Origin of the sequence: Microbulbifer elongatus, assembly GCF_021165935.1 — a bacterium.
Taxonomy (GTDB): Bacteria; Pseudomonadota; Gammaproteobacteria; order Pseudomonadales; family Cellvibrionaceae; genus Microbulbifer; species Microbulbifer elongatus.
In genome coordinates, this window is the sequence record NZ_CP088953.1 from 165449 (window position 1) to 185355 (window position 19907).

The following is a 19907-nucleotide window of genomic DNA, read 5'->3' on the forward strand; positions in this document are numbered from 1 at the left end:
GAAAGATCCAGTTACGACAGTTCATCCGGCGAAGGGATAAAGCCAGTTGGACCAGGAATAGGCGCGAATACCAATTTTGCGCAGCACCACAAAACCGCTAGAGGGATCGGTGTAGATAGCGGCGCGCCCCTGAGTACCAATAGGAAATTTGGACTGATCTTTATCGTCGATTCGGATAGCAACCGCAAACTGTCCCTGCGGCAGTTCCGCAGGCTTATAGACAAAATGCGGCAGGCGACCGCTCGGTAGCATCTGCCCGCTGCCACTGCCGCGCCAGATCGCCTCTACCTTGCCGGTAAATATCTGTCCCGGATAGAGATCGAGCGCCACCTCGACTTCCTGCCCTTCCTTTACGTGCTTGAGGTTTTCCTGAAAATAATTGGCCAGCAGATAGCGGTCTGAGTCACAGATAAACGTGGCGATGGCTCCTACCCGCAGTGCCCCTGCTACCATACCCGGGCGCACCTGCAGATTGATCAGGTAACCATCTTCCGGCGCCACCATCAGGGTGTTGTCGAGATAAAACCTGGCCAGATCCAGTTTGGCCTGAATACTGGCGACGGTGGTGTTTACCCCGTTGATTTCCGAGTGGTATTCAAGTTCGGCGCGCGCCACTTGGGCCTGGGCCTCCCGTACCGAAGCCTCATTGGCGGCGACCTTAGCTGTCCATTTTTGTACATCTTCCTCTGGCCCGGCTCCGCGACCGGCAAGCTTTTGCGACAGTTCCCGCTCGTAACGCGCGTACACCAACTCACTCTGAAGCCGGACCACCTGCTGTCGCGCTACCTGTACATCCGCGGCTAACACCTCGACATTCTGTGTTGCCTTCGCCAGTTCCGCCTGCAGCTCTTTTACCTTGAGTTCATAGGGGCGCCGGTCAAACTGAAAGAGGGGCTGCCCTTTCTTTACCGGAACATTGGGCTGCACCAATACGTCTGTCACCAGAGTGGGTTCATTGAGACGTGGGGTCAGCTGGATGGTGTGCTGTACGAGGCGGGCATTGGTGGAGTACGGGGTCACGAATCGCAGCCCGATCATGAATATAAGTAGCAGATGCAGCCCGACAGAGACCGAAACCAGGCCCCAGACGATGTTGAACTTCATCCATTTGAACTTGAAAAAAGTGAGCCAGACGGCAATCACATACACAAACAGGAGAACAAATCCGAACAGCATGGCCTGGTTCCCTAACTGGTTGCATCGCTATCAGGCGCTTGTTTGTTCTGCCCGTTTATTGGCGCGGGCTTATCGTCTTCGCCACGCAGGCGGGCTATTTTCTCTTCGATTTCGCGTGCTTCATCTTCGGGGAAGTTGCGGATATCGATGGTGTCCGTGGGTTTGAATGCCCAGATAAACGCGTTGATCCAGGGCACCACCGCAAGAAACCCGGCATACCCCATAATCTTTACCGCTTCCGCATCGGGATGTTTACGCGAGATGGCAATCTTCCCCGGAAGCCCGGCAATCCAGATCAGGATTGCCATGATCGCTATTCCTGCACATACGATCACGAGGAAGGTCAGATAATCCCAATGTGTCAGCTTGAACCCCATCTGAGCGCATCCTTGAGCAGAGCCGATTACTGTTGATTATTTCTCATTGGCAAGAAAGTCATATAGCTGAAGCCTGGCGATATCGCCAATCAGGGTTGTTGATTTTGGTGCAGTATTGTCGCAGTCTATCGGACATCCCACCTGTTTATCCGGAGAATTCAGCGAAGCTGCCCATGATCGATTTTGAAAATAAAAGCCTGTTCAAGCTCAAGCAAAACGCGGGGTTTGCAGAGAAAGTAACGCCACTCCTGATTGATGGCGAGGAAGTACTTGACTCCTTCAAGTCCATGCGCGATGGCGTGGTATTTACCAGCAAACGCATTATTGCGGTCAATGTACAGGGCATTACCGGTAGCAAAAAGGATTTCACCTCCCTGCCCTATAAAAACATCATCGCCTACTCCGTGGAAACCACCGGCACACTGGACATCGACAGCGAACTGGAACTGTATTTCTCCGAGCTAGGAAAAGTCCGATTCGAATTCAGCGGCAAGTGCCGCCTAATGGATATTGCGCATTATATTGCGCGATATGCGCTGTAACAGTGACGCTCTCATCCCAGCGCAAATCGGCGATTATCTCGATAATATTCTTCGGGTTGCTTTCAGTATCTGCAGCATTTGGTCTATTACCGCTGGCGGTTCTTATTTTTTATATCATTATGAGCTTGATAGCTTATCTCGTTTACTATTTTGATAAATCCGCCGCTCGCCGTGGCGGCTGGAGAACCAAGGAAAGCAGTCTGCACTTACTGTCTTTACTCGGTGGCTGGCCGGGCGCACTGCTCGCCCAGCAGCGCTTTCGACATAAAACACGAAAGCAGCCTTTTCGATTCATTTTCTGGCTAACGGTACTTGCCAACCTGGGAGCTCTCATATGGCTACACACGGAAGACGGCGCTGACTTCCTCCATAGATTACTGGAAACCTACGGTAATTTTTCCTGATACAAAACCCCGGACACCCAAAACGAGACGCAATGAAATCCATATTTATATGCCTGGCCCTCATCGCCACAGCACAAGCATCAACCGAGACGAAAGATCAGAGTCCGGGCTTCGTCATTGAACATGACTCGCAAGTGGCCGCTCAACAGGCCGGCCCGCATAAAGGTGGCGGAGAGACTACGGGGTATTCTTTCTTTGCTGGCGTGCCCAGCATGGATCTCGTATTTAAAAAGCGCATTCTCCACCCGGGGGCAGCGATCGGCTATCATGAGCAGCACAAAGATGAGATCTACTATGTGATCAGTGGTACCGGCGAGCTGACCATGAATGGAGAAAAGTCTGAGGTGGGCCCGGGTTCCGCAATTCTGACACGGCCGGGCAGCTCCCACGGTCTGCGACAAACAGGCACCGAGGACCTTGCGATCTTTATTGTTTACAGGAAGTAGGATCAAGCGCATTGCGATGACTACTTGGCGAACCTGCTATTATCCGCCTGTAGGGATACCCACTTCCTTTCAAATCTCGAACCCTACATGAAATTGGCCAGCTTTCGCGGAGAACTCACCGAAACAGCTTCCATTTTTTACGCCTCATAAAAACTGAATTTTTCCGGCCAGGACAAGTACACCGTGTCACTCCTATTTGAAGAAATCGATAGCCAGCCCTCAGCGCTGGGCGAAATCTCTCTACGCCGGCGGCGCATTCCGGCGCTGGGTGACCGCGACATCTACGAAGTGAAGCTCGGCGATGAGTTTTTGATGTCGAGTATGTTTGTAGAAGCGGAGGAAGCACTGTCGACGCTTGGCCTGGCGCAAACCCAGGGCGATGCGCTTGACGTGGTGGTTGGCGGACTGGGACTGGGGTATACCGCGGTGGCAGCACTGCAGGATGCTCGGGTTGCCGAGCTGCTTGTTGTGGATGCCCTGGGCACGGTGATTGGCTGGCACAGGGATGAAAAGGTTCCACTGGGAAAAGTACTCAATGCGGATAAGCGCAATCGCTATGTGCACGGCAGCTTCTTCGATCTGGCTACCGACCCGGCGACAGGATTTGACCCAAAGTGCGCCGGGCGTAAGTTTGATGCCATTCTCCTGGATATCGATCACTCGCCAACGGAATATCTGAATGCGGACAACGCCGGCTTCTATACCACTAGAAACCTTTCTTTGATGGCAGAACAGCTGAAACCCAAGGGGGTCTTCGCCATGTGGTCACAAAATTTGCCGGAAGACGATTTCGTCGCCCTGCTGAAAACGGTATTTGAAACGGTGGATACCCATGTGGTCTCTTTCTACAACCCGTTTCTCAGTGGGGAGTCCACCAACTCGGTGTATGTTTGCGTAAAAGACTAAGCTGGGATTATTCGATACCGCGATCGGGCATTGCTGGTACCATGCGCGGCAATTCCCGGCGCGGCCGCCGGCCCCGCCAAGCAGAGACACCAGATGACCTTTCAATCATTAGGATTGGGCACCCCAATCCTGCAGGCCCTTGAAGAAAAGGGCTATACCACGCCCACCGAGATTCAGCGCAAAGCGATCCCCGCCATCCTCAAGGGCCGGGATATTATCGCGACCGCACAGACAGGTACCGGCAAAACCGCGGCTTTCGTGCTACCGATGCTTGCGGCATTGAGTGGCGAGCGCAAGCGGCGGGCCAAACGCTTCCGCGTACTGGTTCTTGTTCCCACCCGTGAGCTGGCCATGCAGGTGGAAGAGAATATCCAGCAGTATGGAAAGCATCTGACCGTTGCTTCCATGACGATGGTGGGTGGAGTGGATCTTGAACCTCAACGGCAGCGTTTGATTGAGGGTGTGGACATTGTGGTCGCCACCCCCGGGCGCCTTTTGGACCTGGCGCACCAGCGCGCACTCTACTTTGATGAGTTACAGGTGGTGGTGCTGGATGAGGCCGACCGAATGCTCGATATGGGCTTCATCGACGATCTCAACAAAATCATCGACCGCCTGCCCGCACAGCGTCAAAGCCTGCTGTTTTCCGCCACGCTGTCCAGCCAGGTTGGAGCGCTGGCAAAATCCGTGGTGGATAATCCCGTTGAGGTCGCCATCGCCGGGGACCAGAAAAGTGCACCGAAGATTGCCCAGTGGCTGGTGGCCGTCGACAAGCACAACAAATCGGCCCTGCTCAGCCATTTGATCAATGCGCGGGACTGGAGTCAGGCCCTGATCTTTATTCGCACTCAGCACGGCGCAGCCAAGCTGGTCAGCCAGCTGGAAAAGCGCGGTATTCAGGCGGAATCCATCCACGGAGGTAAGAGTCAGGCCTCGCGCAGCAAAATCCTGGCCGCGTTCAAGTCCGGCGAGATTCGTATTTTGATTGCCACCGGCGTTGCCGCGCGCGGCATCGATATTGACGCGCTGGCACGGGTGGTCAATTACGATATGCCCGACGATGCCGACGAATACATCCACCGCATTGGTCGCACCGGTCGCGCAGGCTCCTCCGGTGAGGCCGTGTCACTGGTTTCCAAGGATGACTTCAAGCGGCTGTGTGCGGTGGAGCGGCGGCTGGGTAAGATCATTGACCGGGTGCAGGTTGCCGAATTTCCGGTGGTGAAGGATTTGCCAGAATCCAACCTCAACTTTTCCACCAAAGCCCGAAATCAGCATTCCAGTGCTGGCGACAAATCAAAAAGCCGTGCGAAAAAGGCTTCAGAGAAGGCTCCCAGAAAGAAGACAATGGAAAAAGTACCGGAGAATCCGTCCGCGCAGTCATCGGATAAACCACAAGCTAAAACTCCCTGGGGGAGCCCCTGGGGTAGTATCAAAAAATAGAAAATCCCGATTTCACCGGCGCTATCTACCCGTTGAGCCCCCCAATGCCCCCCATTGAAAAGGGCCGCACACAGCGGCCCGTCTGCTCAATAATCAGACAACATTCTCGACACCCCACCCCAAGCCCCGTATAGTGCGCGGCCCGCCATCTCTCTGGATTATGGCGACGCCGGCTAGCCGCACAGGGCATATGCCGCCAACTATTCGCCTGCAAACGATTCACCTCAATACGCCCCGGGAAGACACTCTTGATCACCACCGCCAATATCACCATGCAGTTTGGTGCCCAGCCACTGTTTGAAAACATCTCCGCAAAATTCGGCAACGGCAACCGTTATGGACTGATCGGGGCCAACGGCTGTGGCAAGTCCACCTTTATGAAGATCCTGAGTGGAGCGCTGGCACCGACTTCCGGCAATGTGTCCATGGCACCGGGCTGCACTCTGGGCATTCTGAGCCAGGATCAGTTCGCATTTGAGGAGTACTCGGTAGTCGATGCGGTGATCATGGGCGATACACGCTTGTGGGCGATCAAGCAGGAGCGTGACCGTATCTACTCCCTGCCGGAAATGAGCGAGGAAGACGGGATGCGGGTGGCGGAGCTGGAAGTGCAGTTTGCCGAGCTGGATGGCTATACCGCTGAGAGCCGCGCAGGGGAAATTCTGCTGGAGGCCGGGATCGAGGAGTCCTTCCATTTTGGCTTGATGAAGCAGGTTGCACCGGGCTGGAAGCTGCGTGTGCTGCTTGCCCAGGCCCTGTTTGCCGATCCGGACATCCTGCTGCTGGACGAGCCCACCAACAACCTGGATATCCACACCATCCACTGGCTGGCGGAAGTGCTGAACCAGCGCAAGTCCACCATGATCATCATTTCGCACGACCGGCACTTCCTGAACCAGGTGTGTACCCATATGGCGGATATCGATTACGGCGAGTTGCGGGTATTCCCGGGTAACTATGAAGATTTCGTGGCCGCGTCCACCCTGATCCAGGAGCAGCTGCACGCTGAGAATGCAAAGAAGACCGCTGAGCTGGAAGAATTGCAATCCTTTGTCAACCGCTTCTCCGCCAACGCCTCCAAGGCCAAGCAGGCCAGTTCGCGAGCGAAGAAGATGGAGAAGATCAAGCTGGACGAGGTAAAACCCTCCAGCCGGGTCAAACCCTACATCACCTTCCAGCAGTGCAAGAAGCTGCACAGGCAGGCGCTGACCCTGGAAGACCTGGCCCACGGCTTCGACGGCGAACCGTTGTTTGCCGGTGGCGAGATGATTCTGGAAGCGGGCGCACGCCTGGCGGTCATTGGCGAGAACGGCGTGGGCAAAACGACCTTCCTGCGCTGCCTGGTCGACCAGATTCAGGCCAATAACGGCGTGGTGAAATGGTCCGAGAACGCCGCCATCGGCTATTGCCCGCAGGACGCCAGCGCCGACTTCGACAACGACCTCACCATCTTTGAGTGGATGTCCCAGTGGCGCACGCCCAAGCACGATGACCTGACCGTGCGCGGTATGCTCGGTCGCCTTCTGTTTACCGCCGACGACGCCAACAAGAAAGCGCGGGTCTGCTCCGGTGGCGAGAAGAACCGCCTGCTGTTTGGCAAGCTGATGATGATGGATACCAATGTGCTCATCATGGACGAGCCCACCAACCACCTGGACATGGAGTCCATCGAGGCCTTGAACAAGGCGCTCTCCCAGTACGAGGGCACCCTGATCTTCGTCAGCCACGACCGTCAGTTCGTCTCATCCCTGGCCACCCGGGTGCTGGAGATCAAGGATCGGCGCCTGCTGGACTTCCAGGGCACCTATGACGAATACCTGGCTGATCGGGCCCGGGAAGCGGCACAGGCAGCCTGAGCAGCGCCTGGAGGAAGACGGAATATCCGCATCAGTCGGTTTTTTGCGGCGATTGACGCCAAGATACCGAACAATTTATAGACAGATGCTCTCAGTACCTCTAAAGTGTGAGCTGCTAGAAAGAAAGACTTTTTGAACACCGTTTTATCGCTGAGCTTGACGTATTTATTCGTCCTGTCGTGTTAAGAGCCTTTACTCCAAGCAACACCCGCCTTTTTAAGGCTCTTTTTCTGAATCCAGATACAACAGGAATTCAATATGTCAAATACAGTAACCGGAACCGTTAAATGGTTCGACGAAGCAAAAGGCTTTGGTTTTATCGAGCAGCAGTCCGGCCCGGACGTCTTCGCACATTTCAGTGCGATCGCCAGCACCGGCTTCCGCACTCTGACCGAAGGCCAGGCGGTTGAGTTCAGCGTAACTCAGGGCAAGAAAGGCCCTCAGGCTGAGAATATCGTAGTGGTTTAATGGCGTTGTGACCTGACCACTCAACGAGTACGAAGACGGGCCCCACGGGGCCCGTTTTTGTTGCTGGATGGGGCTATTCAGAACCTGGTAACGATTTTTGGGTCCAATTTTGCATAATTGCGGGGTGAATATCTGACCACGCCTGTGCGACGATCCACCTTTCACAAGAATAACGACCGGAGGCTCTCCCATGCTCAGCAGAATTGGTACTCCCGTTCTTTTGGCCGCAAGCCTGTTGCTTTCCGCCTGTAATGGCATTCAGTTCAGTTCCAATCTGGAGCCCTACGTAGAAGACCGCATCAAGACCAGAATGGTGCGGGAGTACTCCATCGCCGAGATAGACCAGTACAACGCCACGACCCTCGGGTTTGTCGATGCCAGCTACTGCCAGGATCGGGTGGATGATCGAAAGGCGAGTAAATCGCAACTGGTGAGAGACCTGAAACTGCGCACCAAAAACCTCGGTGGCAACGGCCTGGTCGTCGAGGCCTGCGGAACCGGTGCGATCGCCGGCTGCTACTCCTATATGGAATGCCGCGGGGTCGCCTACTCAGTGCCGGAGCGCAAGGGGGACAGCACCCCGCCAACCACCGCGAGAAACGCATTTTAAACAGGCCTGATCCCTTTGATAGCCGGCGGCCGTCATCGGTTATTCTGGTACGCGGCCACCCACACAGACGATAACGGACGAAGCACCCAGCATGGATAATCTAGTGGGGCGATGGGGATCCCCTGCAGCAATGTTTTCCCTCTCTTCCCGCCACGGGTGGGTGGCCGTATACATGGGGTTTACGCTGGTACTGGCCGGCTGCACCCTGCCTTCACCGATGACTTGTCAGCCAGGCGAACAGGCGCAAGTTCACGATGTGCTCTGTTTCGGCACCGACAGGCCCGGTGGGCGGGTAACCGATGAACAGTGGGCGAACTTTCTCGCAGAGGTGGTGACGCCGCACTTTCCCGATGGTCTGACCGTACTCTCTGGCCAGGGGCAGTGGCGCAGTAACAGCGGCGAGATTATCCGTGAAAGTACCCATGTGCTGTCTCTGGTACACCGACAGGAGCCCACCGTAGGCCCCGCCATCGATACCATCGTCACCACCTATAAGCAGCGCTTTCAACAGGAATCCGTGCTGCGCGTGCGCAGCGCCGCCTGTGTTTCCTTCCGCTAGTGGAGCCCGCCCAACACAATGATCTTCCCCAGCCAGTGGCACTCGCTAAAATTGAGCTTCCGCGATCACACGGTCACCTTTTCAGCGGGGCGGAGCAACCTGCGCGCACGTATTCACGAGGCGTTTATCCGGCTTTCCGCCCTCTCCAGTGGGACCCGTGCAACCATTCATGTGCACCACCCCCGGCATGGCTGGCTGAAAGTATGCGACGCCGAGCAGCGCTACCCCATTATCCAGAACCCGCTGCGACTGAAACCCGCCCGTATCTGGCAGGCCATTGGCCACACCCTGGCAGAAGCGGACAGCTGGCCCACGGACGAGGAAAAGGCCCGTATCAAACTAGAGCGACAGATGCGCAGGCGCGCGGAAATTGCCTCGGCACGCCGAAATCGCTTTCGCGTAATCGAAGGTGGCAATGATTAACAGGCTTTCGCTCCCCCTCTCCCATGCGTGGCAGAAAGCCGTCGCACAGATGGACAACAGATATACGCCTGAACTAAACCTTGCGCGATAACTCGCGGATTTCCCGGTTCAGAATCCGATCGTTGTCGCTGTAGTCCATCGGGATATCAATCAGGTGCACACCACCCTCCTGCATACAGCGCTCGATGGTAGGCCGGAGCTCGGCCGTTGTGTCAATCCGATGCCCCGAAGCCCCATAGGCCTGGGCGTAGGCGACAAAATCCGGATTGCCAAAGTCCAGACCGAAATCGTGAAAGTCCATCTGTGCCTGCTTCCACTTGATCATGCCGTAGCCGTCGTCGCGCAACAGCAGAATCACCAGGTCGAGCTTGAGCCGTACCGCCGTTTCCAGTTCCTGAGAGTTCATCATAAAACCCCCGTCACCGCAGATGGCCAGAACCTTGCGCTCCGGATGCACCAGCTTGGCCGCCATGGCGGAAGGCAGCCCGGCTCCCATGGTGGCCAGTGCGTTATCCAGCAGGACGGTGTTCGGTGCATGGGCCTGATAATTGCGCGCGAACCAGATTTTATACATGCCGTTATCCAGCGCGATAATGCCATCTTCGGGTACCGCGTCACGCACTTCTTTCACCAGCCGCTGAGGTTTTATCGGAAAGCTGTCGTCCTGTGCGCCCTCCAGGATATGCGCCTGTAATGCGTTGCGAATTCGGTGGGCATCGGCAAAGCTCCAGTGTTCCTGGGGTTCCAGTTCTTCCTTCAGTTGCCACAGGCTGTTGGCAATATCCCCGACCACTTCAATCTGCGGAAAATACACCGGGTCGACCTGCGCAGAACTGAAATTGATATGCACCACTGCCGGACCACCAGGGCGCATAAAGAAGGGAGGCTTTTCCACAACATCGTGCCCGACGTTGATAATGAGGTCCGCCTGGTCAATGGCCCGGTGCACAAAATCCCCATCGGACAGCGCGGTGTTGCCAACAAAGTGCGCGCTGGCCTCGTCGATCACTCCCTTGCCCATTTGTGTGGTGACCACAGGAATACCCAGCTTCATGACCAGTTCCCGCAACATTTTCGCGGTGAGCTTGCGGTTGGCGCCGGCACCAATCAACAACAAAGGTTTGCGCGCTGCGGCAATCGCCTGCGCCGCCTGGCACACGGCTTTCTCTTCGGCAATGGGGCGGCGGGTATAACTGGGCTCCAGCACCGGCATGGTGGAGTGTTCACGGGCGATATCTTCCGGCAATTCAATGTGCGTGGCGCCAGGGCGCTCTTCCTCAGCGTGGCGAAACGCCTCGCGCACATGCGCCGGCACATTGTCACCGCTGACAATTACCTTGGTGAACTTGGTCAGCGGCTGCATCATATCGACGATATCGATAATCTGAAATTGCCCTTGTTTGGAGCTCTTGATCGGCTTCTGCCCGGTGACCATCACCATGGGCATGGCGCCGAGCTGCGCGTAAGCGGCGGCCGTCACCAGGTTGGTGGCACCGGGGCCCAAGGTGGAGAGACACACCCCGGCATTCCCGGTAAGGCGGCCATAGGTGGCCGCCATAAATCCGGCGGCCTGTTCGTGCCGGCCGATGACCAGGTTGATTTTGGAGCCGCGCAGGGATTCCAGCAGATCGAGGTTCTCCTCCCCCGGGATGCCAAAAACAAATTCTACGCCCTCGGCTTCGAGCGCACGCACGAATAAGTCAGATGCCTTCACCAGAACTCCCCATTCAGAATGTGTAGCCGGCGCAGAAAACGACGGACGAACAATCGCCACCACAGTGGCGCAATCTGTTTAGCAGGGTAGCAGATGGGACCTCACCGGACTCATCGGGCGCTGCGCGATTCCGGCTCCTGAAACTGCAGCTCCGCCAGACGCCGATAGAGTGGTGACGACGCCACCAGATCCTGGTGCCGGCCCTGGGCCAGCAGGCGTCCGCTCTCCAGTACCGCAATACTGTCGGAATGCAGAATGGTGGCCAGCCGGTGCGCAATCACAATCGTGGTGCGGTTGCTCATCAACTCCTGCAATGCCTGCTGCACATGATGCTCACTCTCCGCATCCAGGGCACTGGTAGCCTCATCCAGCAGAAGGATTTTCGGGTCTTTCAATATTGCGCGGGCAATGGCGATCCGCTGCTTTTGCCCACCGGACAGGCGTGCGCCCTGCTCTCCCAGGTGTGTGCCGTAACCTTCCGGCAGCTGCTCAATAAAATCATGGGCATGGGCGGCTTTTGCTGCGGCGAGCACTTCAGCCTCTGTTGCATCGGGCCTGCCATAGCGGATGTTGTACAAGACGTCGGCGGTAAACAGCGCAGGCTGCTGTGGCACTACGGCAATCTGTTTGCGCAGAACACCGGTATCCAGTTCGCGAATATCCACACCATCGAGAAGGATTCGCCCGGCGCCGGGGTCGTAAAATCGCTGCAGCAGATCCAGCACAGTGGATTTACCCGCACCCGACGGTCCAACCAGGGCGAGGCTTTTGCCCGCAGCCACCTGCAGGTTCAACTGCTGTAACGCTGGCTGATCCGGGCGCGAAGGATAGCGGAAGTCCACCAACTCGAAATCGACCTGTGCTGGCGTGTGGCGGCTCACAGATTGCTGAGCGCTGGCAGGCAGAGGGTCGGATTCCGGCTTGCACGACGCGGGAATATCGGATTGCACAGCGAGCAGCTCCATCAGGCGCTCGGTGGCACCGGTGGCTCGCTGCAGCTCGCCGTACACTTCGGAAATCGTCGCCACCGCAGAGCCCATAAGAAAGGCATAAAACACAAATGCCGCCAGGTCACCACTGGTCATGCGCCCGGCGATCATATCGTTGCCGCCCACCCACAACAGCGCACTGACGGCGCCGAACATCAGCAGAATGACGACCGCAATCAGCAGCGAACGCTGACGAATGCGCCGCTTGGCCACCTCGAAGGCCTTCTCGGCTTCCGCAGCAAAGGCCTGCGCTTCATACCTCTCACGGGTATAGCTCTGTACGGTTTTGATGTTCTGAATAATCTCGCCGGCGTAGCTGCCCACATCGGCAATGGAATCCTGACTAGCCTTGGAAAGCTTCCTCACCCGGCGGCCATACAGAACGATCGGCAATAGCACCGCGGGTACGCCTACGAGCACCATCAGGCTCAATTTCAGATTGGTGATGAGCAATAGAATCAACGCACCGATAAACATCAACGCACTGCGCAGCGCCATGGAAAATGACGTGCCGATAATATGCTGCAGCAAAGTGGTATCGGTGGTGAGACGAGACATGATCTCGCCGCTACGATTGGTTTCGAAATAGCTGGGGTGCAGGGTCACGAGTTGGCTGAACACCGCTTTGCGAAGATCCGCCACCACCCGTTCGCCGAGCCACGAGATCAGGTAGTGGCGGGCGTAGGTACCCAGGGCCATCAGGCCGGCCAACCCCAGTAAAATCACGACAGCATTGGTGAGCGCCGCACCCGAGCTGCCGGACAACCCCTGATCCACCAGCTGGCGCACCCCCTGCCCAATAGACAGGGTCACCAGCGCGGTAAAGACCAGCGCAATGGCAGCGCCCGCCAGTACTGTTTTATAGGGACGCATAAACTGCCAGAGGGTGATCAACATCTGGCGCGCGGACATATTAGAGGGGGAGCCTGTGGACAATAGATTTTTCCCGGGTGTGTGTTTACTGGTACGAAGCCCTTGATTCGGCCTGGTTATCTCGCCGGCCCTGCCGACCGGCCGAACCCGGCCTCATAGTACTCACGCCTCACACTCCAGTGTTGCGGATTCCGCCTGCCGCTGGGCCGCCTGTTTCAGGCTGCGCAGGTACCCGTGCAGCAGCTCTGCGTCCAGCCCGTGCAGCATCAGACGAAATCCTGCCTGCAATGTCGAGTGTGGCACCATCGGGTGGCGGTTGCTGACCAGCGACAGGGCCATGCCATCGTTCAACAGCTTGCCGATATAGATGGAAATGGTTTCATCCAGTTGCAGAGAATTGCTCGCGCGCCAGAAGTCGTGATCCGACAGGAACAGCGCATACAGGGGCGTGTACATTTCGATCGCGGTCTGAAGATCGAGGACATTGGTGACATGCTCGCCACCCGGATACAGATCGAATTCACCGTCGGTAATGGCCGAGAAATCCAGCTGCTGCGGTGCCGTAATATCGCGGTTTTGCTGACGCAACTGTTCATTCAGCTCGGCGATAAAATTGTAGATATTCAGATCGTGAATCAGAAACGTGTCATTCAGCAGGTCGCGCAGGGCTTTCGGACGCAGGGGGCTGGTGCTACCTATGCGAACACCGTCAATATTGTCGGCAACGAACTGCAACAATTCCGTGCCGATATTGAAGTGGCGCAGGATCAGGTAGTTGGCATCGCGGCGTACAAAGTACTTGAGCCCCCAATAAATGGTTTTGTGCAGTAACCGCGATGAATTCCACCGTTCCGGCATCACAATACGCAACAGTTGCACCAGTACGATACTGAGCCGAGCCAGCGGACGCACCACCGGTAACAGCAGGCGTCGCGACCAGGTATTGTTGCCGGCGAGCAGCGCTTTCTTTGCGGGCTCATGAATAGGCAGGCTGCGATCCAGATACAGTGCCAGCCAGGGATTGGGGTCGCGCCGGTCGATGCGCTCCTGCTCGAAATCGCTGTTCCAGCTCATGATTTTTCCCTTTTTAATCGTGGCCGGTTAATAGTGGCCCAGTTCTTCCAGTTGCAGCAGATAAAGACGCCCGGTCACTCGGGCCGTTTCCAGTATCTGCGCCGCCAGACCGTCGATTTCCAGCACACCGGATTCCAGCACTTCCTGCAATTCCGCGAGATGATCTTCGTCGTGCTCGGCGTGGTATCGATAAAAGGAAACCTGGTGGGGTTCAAGGTGCAGGTGCTGCTGCAGGGCGCGGGCGAAAAGTCCGGCAAAATGTTTGCCCAGCCCTTCGATAATAAACATGGCACCGAGCAGATCCAGGGGATCGGCGCTGCCGGCGCGCTGGAACATCCACGCAGACAGGGCCCGAGAGCCGATATTCTGCCGCCCGCTGTGCAGCGTCGCCACATCCCCGCCGACCGCAGCGTAATCCCGCTGCAGCATTTCATAGTCGCGGTGCTCGGTGCGTGCGTGCTCGAGAAAGCGTGAGCGCAGCTCCAGGTGTTCACGACCAATGGAAGATACCGCACAGGCAATCCAGCGGGATCCATCCAGCACCTGCTGGTAGTGATCGTGCAACATGAGCCGGTAGTCCTCGAGCCGCAAGGCACCGCGCAGGGCGCGGGCGACAATCGGCACCTTGACCAGGCGCCCTTCGAAATCTGCCCAGATTTTTCCCAACTCGCGAATAATCAACGCCGGCTCGTTTTCAAGAACGTCCATTTTCCTCTCCTTTACACCACGGTCAGACACATAAACGACGCCAGGCAACGACCGCTCTCGGGCACAAAACATAATACGCGATCACCGCGCGCCAGTTTTTCTTCTCGCAACAACTGGTCTATCAACAGAAAGATGGAGGCGGAGCCCACATTACCCACCTGGTGCTGGTGATTGCGCCACCGATCCTCGGGAATCATGGCTGCGGAGTGTGTAAGCAAGGTTTTCATTCGTTCGCCCAGGGCGCGCGCTGAGTAGTGGGGGAGAAAATAGCGGACGTCGCGCGGCGATAACTGGTGCTTGTCCAGCACTTCGAGGAAGTACCCCATCCACACCGGGAACATCTGATCGAGCAGATCGAAATCCTGTCGCAACACAATAGCACCCTGTTCGTAGGCCGCACCGGGAGAACCGTAGTGCGCCCAGGGGTGGAAATCTTCAGGGCTGTTGTCGCGGGTGCCGGCGAACATGCAGGTGGGGAAGCGGTCGGCAAAGGATTTCTGCTCAATCCAGTCGATTTTCAGGCTGGGGCGCTGCGGATCCGGTTCGGCCTCCATTACCAGTGCACCGGCGCCATCGGATAGGGTCCAGCGCAAAAATTCGTACTGCATCGCCTGGTGCGTACTCATGCCCGAAAAATCGACTGCGCGGTAAAAGTCCGGCTGAAACCAGCGGCTGGAAAATTCACTGCCGCTGGCGGCGGCGATGCGATGTTGGCCGGCGCGCACATTCAGCCAGGCGGCTTTGATCGCCATCATGCTGCTACCGCAGACACTCTGGTGCGAGCTGATTTCCATGCTGTTGCCACCCAGCTCCCCGTGTACCGCACTGGCGATACCCGGTACCAGTAGATCCGCCTGGGTGGTACCGCAGGCAAGATATTCCAGCTGCGCAGGGTCCCGGCGCGCGGCATCGCAGGCGGCCTCCAGAGCCTGAGCGGCCATCTGTGCATTGGTAAACAGCGGGTTACCCTCGCGATCCAGGGCGTAGTGGCGTTGGCGGATGCCATTCTGGCGCAGGGTCAGCGCCTTGAGTTTTCGGCTGTTTTCACCGAGAAATCCGATACGCGATTCCATTTCGCGATTATCCACCGGTGCACCGGGCAGGAAACTGCCACTGCCGGTGATAAATACGTCCTGCATGTACTTTCCTTACCGTCCTTACTCCGGGCAGGCATGTTATCACCCCAGTCGCGCGGAGAAAGGTACGGCGGCGCAAAGTCGGCAATTTGTATTGTCAGTAAGGCCAGACGTGCATGAGACTTCCGCCCCTCTGCCGATTAATCAACGCGCATGGGCCTCGGCCAGGCAGTCCCACAGGGTCTGCACAATTCGCGAGGGTCTGGGGGAAAGCCGCTGAATCGCGACAAAATCGCACTCGTACTGGTAGCGCTGTGGATGGATCGCGCGGATCTCGCCCTTTTTCAAAAACGTTTCCGCATAGTGGTCCGGCAGATAGCCGATATAGCGGCCGGTCTGCAGGCAGTGGACGATGGCTTCCTGGTCGTTGACGGTAATATCCCGCTCCAGCCCCAGGCGGTTGCCCACTTCCATATTCGGCGAGTGGTAGCCGAGGCCCGCGTATTTGCTCTGGCGAATGGCCTCGTCATCGATGGAGATATCCGCCGTGCCAAAGAGCGGGTGGCGGTAGCCGCAGTAGAGGTACATCTGCTCATAGAACAGGTGCTGATACTCGAGACTCGGCGAGGTGCGGTGCGCGGGAATCACCCCCAGCTGGAAGCGCCCTTCCATCACTCCCCGCTCGATCTCATTGATCGGCTCGATATGGATATCCAGGCTCACTTGCGGAGCCAGGTCGTCGAAATGCCGCAAGGCCTCGCTGATGTGGGCGGCGGGATTGGTCACCATTTTGTCGAACAGGGCCAGGGAAATGTGCCCGGTCATGCGCCGGTGCAGGTCCGCCACCTCGCCGCGAAAGGTATCCAGGGAGCCCAACAGACGCAGAGTGGCCTGATAGATCTGTCGGCCCTCGCTGGTCAGGGCAAAGCCACCGCGGCCGCGCTGACACAGGGTGACCCCGAGGCGTACCTCCAGATCCTTGATATGGCGGCTGATGGTGGAGCGCCCCACATTGAGTTCCAGCTCGGCGGCGGAGAAGCCTCCGGCCTCGGCGACGGCACGGAATACCCGTAACAGGCGCAGGTCGATATCGCTGAGCTGGCCCAGGAGGGCGGTTTGTTTGCGGGCCATTGGCGCAACTCTCCGGGCTCCTGCAAAGAGGGAGCATTAGTTTCACCTTCATGAAACTAAACATCGATAAACAGCAGTTTATGAAACATTAAAGCTCTTCTACATTTACCGCAACCCATCGGTCAATCAGGCCGGATGCGTGGCCAAATGGAGAATAAGAGTGAGCGACAAGTTTGCCGGGCTCAGCCGACCACAGCTGGATGCCTATTGGATGCCCTACACGGGCAATCGCCAGTTCAAGAAAGACCCGCGAATCATCACCGGGGCAGAGGGCTGCTACTACACCAGCGCCGACGGCCGCCGGATTTTCGATGGCCTGTCCGGCCTGTGGACCTGCGGCGCCGGCCACAACCGGGCGGAGATTGCCGATGCGGTAAGTGAACAGTTGCATACCCTGGACTACGCACCGGCCTTCCAGTTTGGCCACCCCAAAGCATTCCAGCTGGCGGAGCGTATCACCCGGTTTATGCCGGAAGGGCTGAACCGGGTGTTCTTCACCGGCTCCGGCTCCGAGTCGGCAGAAACCTCCCTGAAGATTGCCCGCGCCTACTGGCGAAAAAAAGGCATGCCCTCCAAGACCAAGCTGATCGGCCGCGCCAAGGGTTACCACGGGGTGAACTTTGGCGGTATCAGCGTCGGCGGTATTGGCGCCAACCGCGCCCTCTACGGCCCCGCGGTGGACGCCGACCACCTGCCCCACACGGTGCTGCCACAGAACCGGTTCTGCAAAGGCATGCCGGAGGAGGGCGCGTATCTCGCGGATGAACTGCTGGAGATGATTGCCCTGCACGATGCCTCCAATATCGCCGCGGTGATTGTGGAACCCATGGCCGGTTCTGCCGGCGTGCTGCCACCACCGGTGGGCTACCTGCAACGCCTGCGGGAGATCTGTGACCAGCACAATATCCTGCTGATTTTCGACGAGGTGATCACCGCCTTCGGCCGTATGGGTGCGGCCACAGGTGCGGAAGCCTTCGGCGTGACCCCGGATATCCTCAACACCGCCAAACAGCTCACCAACGGCGCAGTGCCCATGGGCGCTGTGATCGCCAGGGGGGAAATTTACGATACCTTTATGGATCAGGGCGGCCCGGAGTATCTGCTGGAGCTGCCGCACGGCTATACCTATTCCGCACACCCGGTGTCCTGTGCTGCGGCGCTGGCGTCACTGGATATTCTGGAAAACGAAAACCTGTTCAACCGCGCGGCCGAGCTGGCGGTAATTCTGGAAGACCGGGTGCATCAACTGAAAGGCACACCGCTGATCACCGATATCCGCAATTGCGGCGTGGCTGCCGGCCTCACCATCGAAGCGGCCCCGGGCGAGCCCCTGTTGCGCCCGTATCAGATCGCAATGAAGATGTGGGAGAAAGGATTTTACGTGCGCTATGGCGGCGACACCATTCAGCTGGGTTTGCCGTTTGTGGCGGAAGCGGAGGAAGTGGATACGCTGGTAAGTGCGCTTGGCGATGCAATCAATGAAGTCGCCACCGGTTAAAAATCATCGTCATGCCGGACTTGATCCGGCATCCAGTGGGCGTGGCACCATCCAGCTTCGTAGCGCTGGATCCCGGGCCAAACTGGGGATGACGGGAACAAAACAATTAAATATTTTCGAGAGGAAACAACATGAACACCGTAGGCCATTTTATTAACGGCAGTACCACCGACGCCGCCGAGCGCACCCAGGACGTTTTCAACCCGGCCACCGGTGCCGTGTCCAAACAGGTTGCGATTGCCGGCAAGGCCACCGTGGAAGAAGCCATTGCCGCCGCGGGCGAAGCTTATAAAAGCTGGCGCAACACCCAGCCCGCCAAGCGCGCGCGCATCATGTTCAAGTTCAAGCAACTGCTGGAAGACAACGCGGAAAAAATCTGCGCACTGATCGGCGAGGAGCATGGCAAGATTTCGCACGATGCCATGGGCGAACTGACCCGGGGTATCGACAATGTGGAATTTTCCTGCAGTGCGCCGCATATGCTGAAAGGCGAACACAGCCGTAATGTGGGCCCGGATATCGACTCCTGGAGCGAGATGCAGCCGCTGGGCGTGGTTGCCGGTATTACCCCATTCAACTTCCCCGCCATGGTGCCTCTGTGGATGTTCCCACTGGCCATTGTGTGCGGCAACACCTTTGTACTGAAACCCTCCGAGCGCGATCCTTCCTGCTCTCTGCTACTGGCGCAACTGCTGCAGGAAGCCGGCCTGCCGGACGGTGTATTCAATGTGGTGAACGGCGATAAGGTCGCGGTGGACACCCTGCTCACCGATCCCCGTGTGGAAGCGGTCAGCTTTGTGGGTTCCACCCCCATCGCTGAATACGTCTATGCAACCGCCACCGCGCACGGTAAACGCTGCCAAGCGCTGGGCGGAGCCAAAAACCACGCGATCATCATGCCGGATGCGGATATGGACAATGCCGTCGCCGCACTGACCGGCGCCGCCTTTGGCTCCTCCGGCGAACGCTGTATGGCCCTGTCGGTAGCGGTATGTGTGGGCGACGAAGCGGCGGATACGTTTATCGACAAGATGTCCACCGCCATGCAGGACCTGAAAGTGGGCGCCTGCAGTGACAGCAGCAACGACTTTGGCCCGGTCATTACCGAGGCGCACATGCACAAGGTCAACGGCTATATCGCCAGCGCCGCCGAGCAGGGCGCCACCATTGTCGTGGACGGCCGCAACCCGAAAGTGACCGGTTTTGAAAGCGGTTTCTTTGTGGGCGGCACCCTGATCGATCACGTGAAAGCGGGCATGACCTGTTACGAAGAGGAAATCTTCGGTCCGGTGCTGCTGGTGGTACGCGCGGACTCCATGGAGCAGGCCATGCAACTGATCAACGATCACGAGTACGGCAACGGTACCTGTATCTTTACCCGCGACGGCGAAGCGGCGCGCTATTTCAGTGACAATATTCTGGTGGGTATGGTCGGCATCAACGTGCCCCTGCCGGTACCCGTGGCCTACCACAGCTTCGGCGGCTGGAAACGCTCCCTGTTCGGCGACCTGGGCACCTATGGCCCGGACGGTGTGCGCTTCTACACCAAACGCAAAACCATCACCCAGCGCTGGCCTTCCAGTGGCGTGCGGGAAGGTGCCCAGTTCTCGTTCCCCAGCAATTAATCACAGGCA

The 19907-nt window shown here is 57.5% G+C and carries 20 protein-coding genes; 12 read left to right on the forward strand and 8 right to left on the reverse strand.

Annotated features, from left to right (window positions below; genetic code table 11):
* Positions 1-21: 21 nt before the first annotated feature.
* A complete protein-coding gene (locus LRR79_RS00765) occupies positions 22-1176 on the reverse strand; it encodes an HlyD family secretion protein (protein ID WP_231758540.1) in 1155 nt (384 codons plus the stop codon).
* A gap of 11 nt (positions 1177-1187) precedes the next feature.
* Positions 1188-1484: a superinfection immunity protein gene (locus LRR79_RS00770; protein ID WP_231758541.1), complete on the reverse strand. Its 297-nt coding sequence runs from the start codon at positions 1482-1484 to the stop codon at positions 1188-1190.
* 242 nt (positions 1485-1726) lie between these two features.
* On the opposite strand from LRR79_RS00770, the gene LRR79_RS00775 reads away from it, so the two are divergent.
* From LRR79_RS00775 to LRR79_RS00820, 10 genes are all read left to right on the forward strand, one after another.
* A complete protein-coding gene (locus LRR79_RS00775) occupies positions 1727-2095 on the forward strand; it encodes a PH domain-containing protein (RefSeq protein WP_231758542.1) in 369 nt (122 codons plus the stop codon).
* A 2-nt stretch (positions 2096-2097) separates the two neighbouring features.
* Entirely contained in the window at positions 2098-2499 is a 402-nt protein-coding gene (locus LRR79_RS00780; protein ID WP_231758543.1) for a DUF1294 domain-containing protein, read from the forward strand.
* A 32-nt stretch (positions 2500-2531) separates the two neighbouring features.
* Entirely contained in the window at positions 2532-2945 is a 414-nt protein-coding gene (locus LRR79_RS00785; RefSeq protein WP_231758544.1) for a cupin domain-containing protein, read from the forward strand.
* A gap of 183 nt (positions 2946-3128) precedes the next feature.
* Positions 3129-3851, forward strand: a complete 723-nt coding sequence (locus LRR79_RS00790; protein ID WP_231758545.1) for a spermidine synthase — start codon at positions 3129-3131, stop codon at positions 3849-3851.
* 93 nt (positions 3852-3944) lie between these two features.
* Positions 3945-5294: a DEAD/DEAH box helicase gene (locus tag LRR79_RS00795; protein WP_231758546.1), complete on the forward strand. Its 1350-nt coding sequence runs from the start codon at positions 3945-3947 to the stop codon at positions 5292-5294.
* Between the two features lie 248 nt (positions 5295-5542).
* Positions 5543-7150 carry an ABC-F family ATPase gene (locus LRR79_RS00800; protein WP_231758547.1) on the forward strand — a complete coding sequence of 536 codons (1608 nt, stop codon included), beginning with the start codon at positions 5543-5545 and terminating at the stop codon, positions 7148-7150.
* A gap of 258 nt (positions 7151-7408) precedes the next feature.
* Positions 7409-7618 carry a cold-shock protein gene (locus LRR79_RS00805; protein ID WP_231758548.1) on the forward strand — a complete coding sequence of 70 codons (210 nt, stop codon included), beginning with the start codon at positions 7409-7411 and terminating at the stop codon, positions 7616-7618.
* A 190-nt stretch (positions 7619-7808) separates the two neighbouring features.
* On the forward strand, positions 7809-8228 hold the full coding sequence (locus LRR79_RS00810; RefSeq protein ID WP_231758549.1) for a hypothetical protein: 420 nt from the start codon (positions 7809-7811) through the stop codon (positions 8226-8228).
* A 130-nt stretch (positions 8229-8358) separates the two neighbouring features.
* Complete coding sequence (locus LRR79_RS00815) at positions 8359-8787, forward strand: DUF3574 domain-containing protein (RefSeq protein WP_231758550.1); 429 nt, start codon at positions 8359-8361, stop codon at positions 8785-8787.
* 18 nt (positions 8788-8805) lie between these two features.
* Positions 8806-9210, forward strand: coding sequence for a hypothetical protein (locus tag LRR79_RS00820; protein WP_231758551.1), 405 nt, complete (start codon positions 8806-8808; stop codon positions 9208-9210).
* A gap of 73 nt (positions 9211-9283) precedes the next feature.
* On the opposite strand, the gene LRR79_RS00825 is transcribed toward LRR79_RS00820, so the two are convergent.
* The 6 genes from LRR79_RS00825 to LRR79_RS00850 all read right to left on the reverse strand — a co-directional run bounded on the left by LRR79_RS00825 (position 9284) and on the right by LRR79_RS00850 (position 16775).
* Positions 9284-10924: an acetolactate synthase large subunit gene (locus tag LRR79_RS00825; RefSeq protein ID WP_231758552.1), complete on the reverse strand. Its 1641-nt coding sequence runs from the start codon at positions 10922-10924 to the stop codon at positions 9284-9286.
* Positions 10925-11034: 110 nt separating this feature from the next.
* Positions 11035-12825: an ABC transporter transmembrane domain-containing protein gene (locus LRR79_RS00830; protein ID WP_231759955.1), complete on the reverse strand. Its 1791-nt coding sequence runs from the start codon at positions 12823-12825 to the stop codon at positions 11035-11037.
* A 123-nt stretch (positions 12826-12948) separates the two neighbouring features.
* A complete protein-coding gene (locus tag LRR79_RS00835) occupies positions 12949-13860 on the reverse strand; it encodes a DUF6999 family protein (RefSeq protein ID WP_231758553.1) in 912 nt (303 codons plus the stop codon).
* 27 nt (positions 13861-13887) lie between these two features.
* On the reverse strand, positions 13888-14568 hold the full coding sequence (locus LRR79_RS00840; protein WP_231758554.1) for an iron-containing redox enzyme family protein: 681 nt from the start codon (positions 14566-14568) through the stop codon (positions 13888-13890).
* 11 nt (positions 14569-14579) lie between these two features.
* On the reverse strand, positions 14580-15707 hold the full coding sequence (locus LRR79_RS00845; RefSeq protein WP_231758555.1) for a 3-oxoacyl-[acyl-carrier-protein] synthase III C-terminal domain-containing protein: 1128 nt from the start codon (positions 15705-15707) through the stop codon (positions 14580-14582).
* A gap of 141 nt (positions 15708-15848) precedes the next feature.
* A complete protein-coding gene (locus LRR79_RS00850) occupies positions 15849-16775 on the reverse strand; it encodes a LysR family transcriptional regulator (protein WP_231758556.1) in 927 nt (308 codons plus the stop codon).
* Between the two features lie 211 nt (positions 16776-16986).
* Between LRR79_RS00850 and LRR79_RS00855 the strand changes: the two genes are divergently transcribed.
* Complete coding sequence (locus LRR79_RS00855; RefSeq protein WP_231759956.1) at positions 16987-18273, forward strand: aspartate aminotransferase family protein; 1287 nt, start codon at positions 16987-16989, stop codon at positions 18271-18273.
* A 131-nt stretch (positions 18274-18404) separates the two neighbouring features.
* On the forward strand, positions 18405-19898 hold the full coding sequence (locus LRR79_RS00860) for a CoA-acylating methylmalonate-semialdehyde dehydrogenase (protein WP_231758557.1): 1494 nt from the start codon (positions 18405-18407) through the stop codon (positions 19896-19898).
* Positions 19899-19907: the final 9 nt, after the last annotated feature.

What these genes read in the sequence shown, in the direction of transcription:
- LRR79_RS00765 (WP_231758540.1), bottom strand. Translation starts at nt 1,176, where the DNA reads ATGCTGTTCGGATTTGTTCTCCTGTTTGTGTATGTGATTGCCGTCTGG.
- LRR79_RS00770 (WP_231758541.1), bottom strand. Translation starts at nt 1,484, where the DNA reads ATGGCAATCCTGATCTGGATTGCCGGGCTTCCGGGGAAGATTGCCATC.
- LRR79_RS00775 (WP_231758542.1), top strand. Translation starts at nt 1,727, where the DNA reads ATGATCGATTTTGAAAATAAAAGCCTGTTCAAGCTCAAGCAAAACGCG.
- LRR79_RS00785 (WP_231758544.1), top strand. Translation starts at nt 2,532, where the DNA reads ATGAAATCCATATTTATATGCCTGGCCCTCATCGCCACAGCACAAGCA.
- LRR79_RS00795 (WP_231758546.1), top strand. Translation starts at nt 3,945, where the DNA reads ATGACCTTTCAATCATTAGGATTGGGCACCCCAATCCTGCAGGCCCTT.
- LRR79_RS00805 (WP_231758548.1), top strand. Translation starts at nt 7,409, where the DNA reads ATGTCAAATACAGTAACCGGAACCGTTAAATGGTTCGACGAAGCAAAA.
- LRR79_RS00810 (WP_231758549.1), top strand. Translation starts at nt 7,809, where the DNA reads ATGCTCAGCAGAATTGGTACTCCCGTTCTTTTGGCCGCAAGCCTGTTG.
- LRR79_RS00815 (WP_231758550.1), top strand. Translation starts at nt 8,359, where the DNA reads ATGTTTTCCCTCTCTTCCCGCCACGGGTGGGTGGCCGTATACATGGGG.
- LRR79_RS00820 (WP_231758551.1), top strand. Translation starts at nt 8,806, where the DNA reads ATGATCTTCCCCAGCCAGTGGCACTCGCTAAAATTGAGCTTCCGCGAT.
- LRR79_RS00830 (WP_231759955.1), bottom strand. Translation starts at nt 12,825, where the DNA reads ATGTCCGCGCGCCAGATGTTGATCACCCTCTGGCAGTTTATGCGTCCC.
- LRR79_RS00835 (WP_231758553.1), bottom strand. Translation starts at nt 13,860, where the DNA reads ATGAGCTGGAACAGCGATTTCGAGCAGGAGCGCATCGACCGGCGCGAC.
- LRR79_RS00840 (WP_231758554.1), bottom strand. Translation starts at nt 14,568, where the DNA reads ATGGACGTTCTTGAAAACGAGCCGGCGTTGATTATTCGCGAGTTGGGA.
- LRR79_RS00845 (WP_231758555.1), bottom strand. Translation starts at nt 15,707, where the DNA reads ATGCAGGACGTATTTATCACCGGCAGTGGCAGTTTCCTGCCCGGTGCA.
- LRR79_RS00850 (WP_231758556.1), bottom strand. Translation starts at nt 16,775, where the DNA reads ATGGCCCGCAAACAAACCGCCCTCCTGGGCCAGCTCAGCGATATCGAC.
- LRR79_RS00855 (WP_231759956.1), top strand. Translation starts at nt 16,987, where the DNA reads ATGCCCTACACGGGCAATCGCCAGTTCAAGAAAGACCCGCGAATCATC.
- LRR79_RS00860 (WP_231758557.1), top strand. Translation starts at nt 18,405, where the DNA reads ATGAACACCGTAGGCCATTTTATTAACGGCAGTACCACCGACGCCGCC.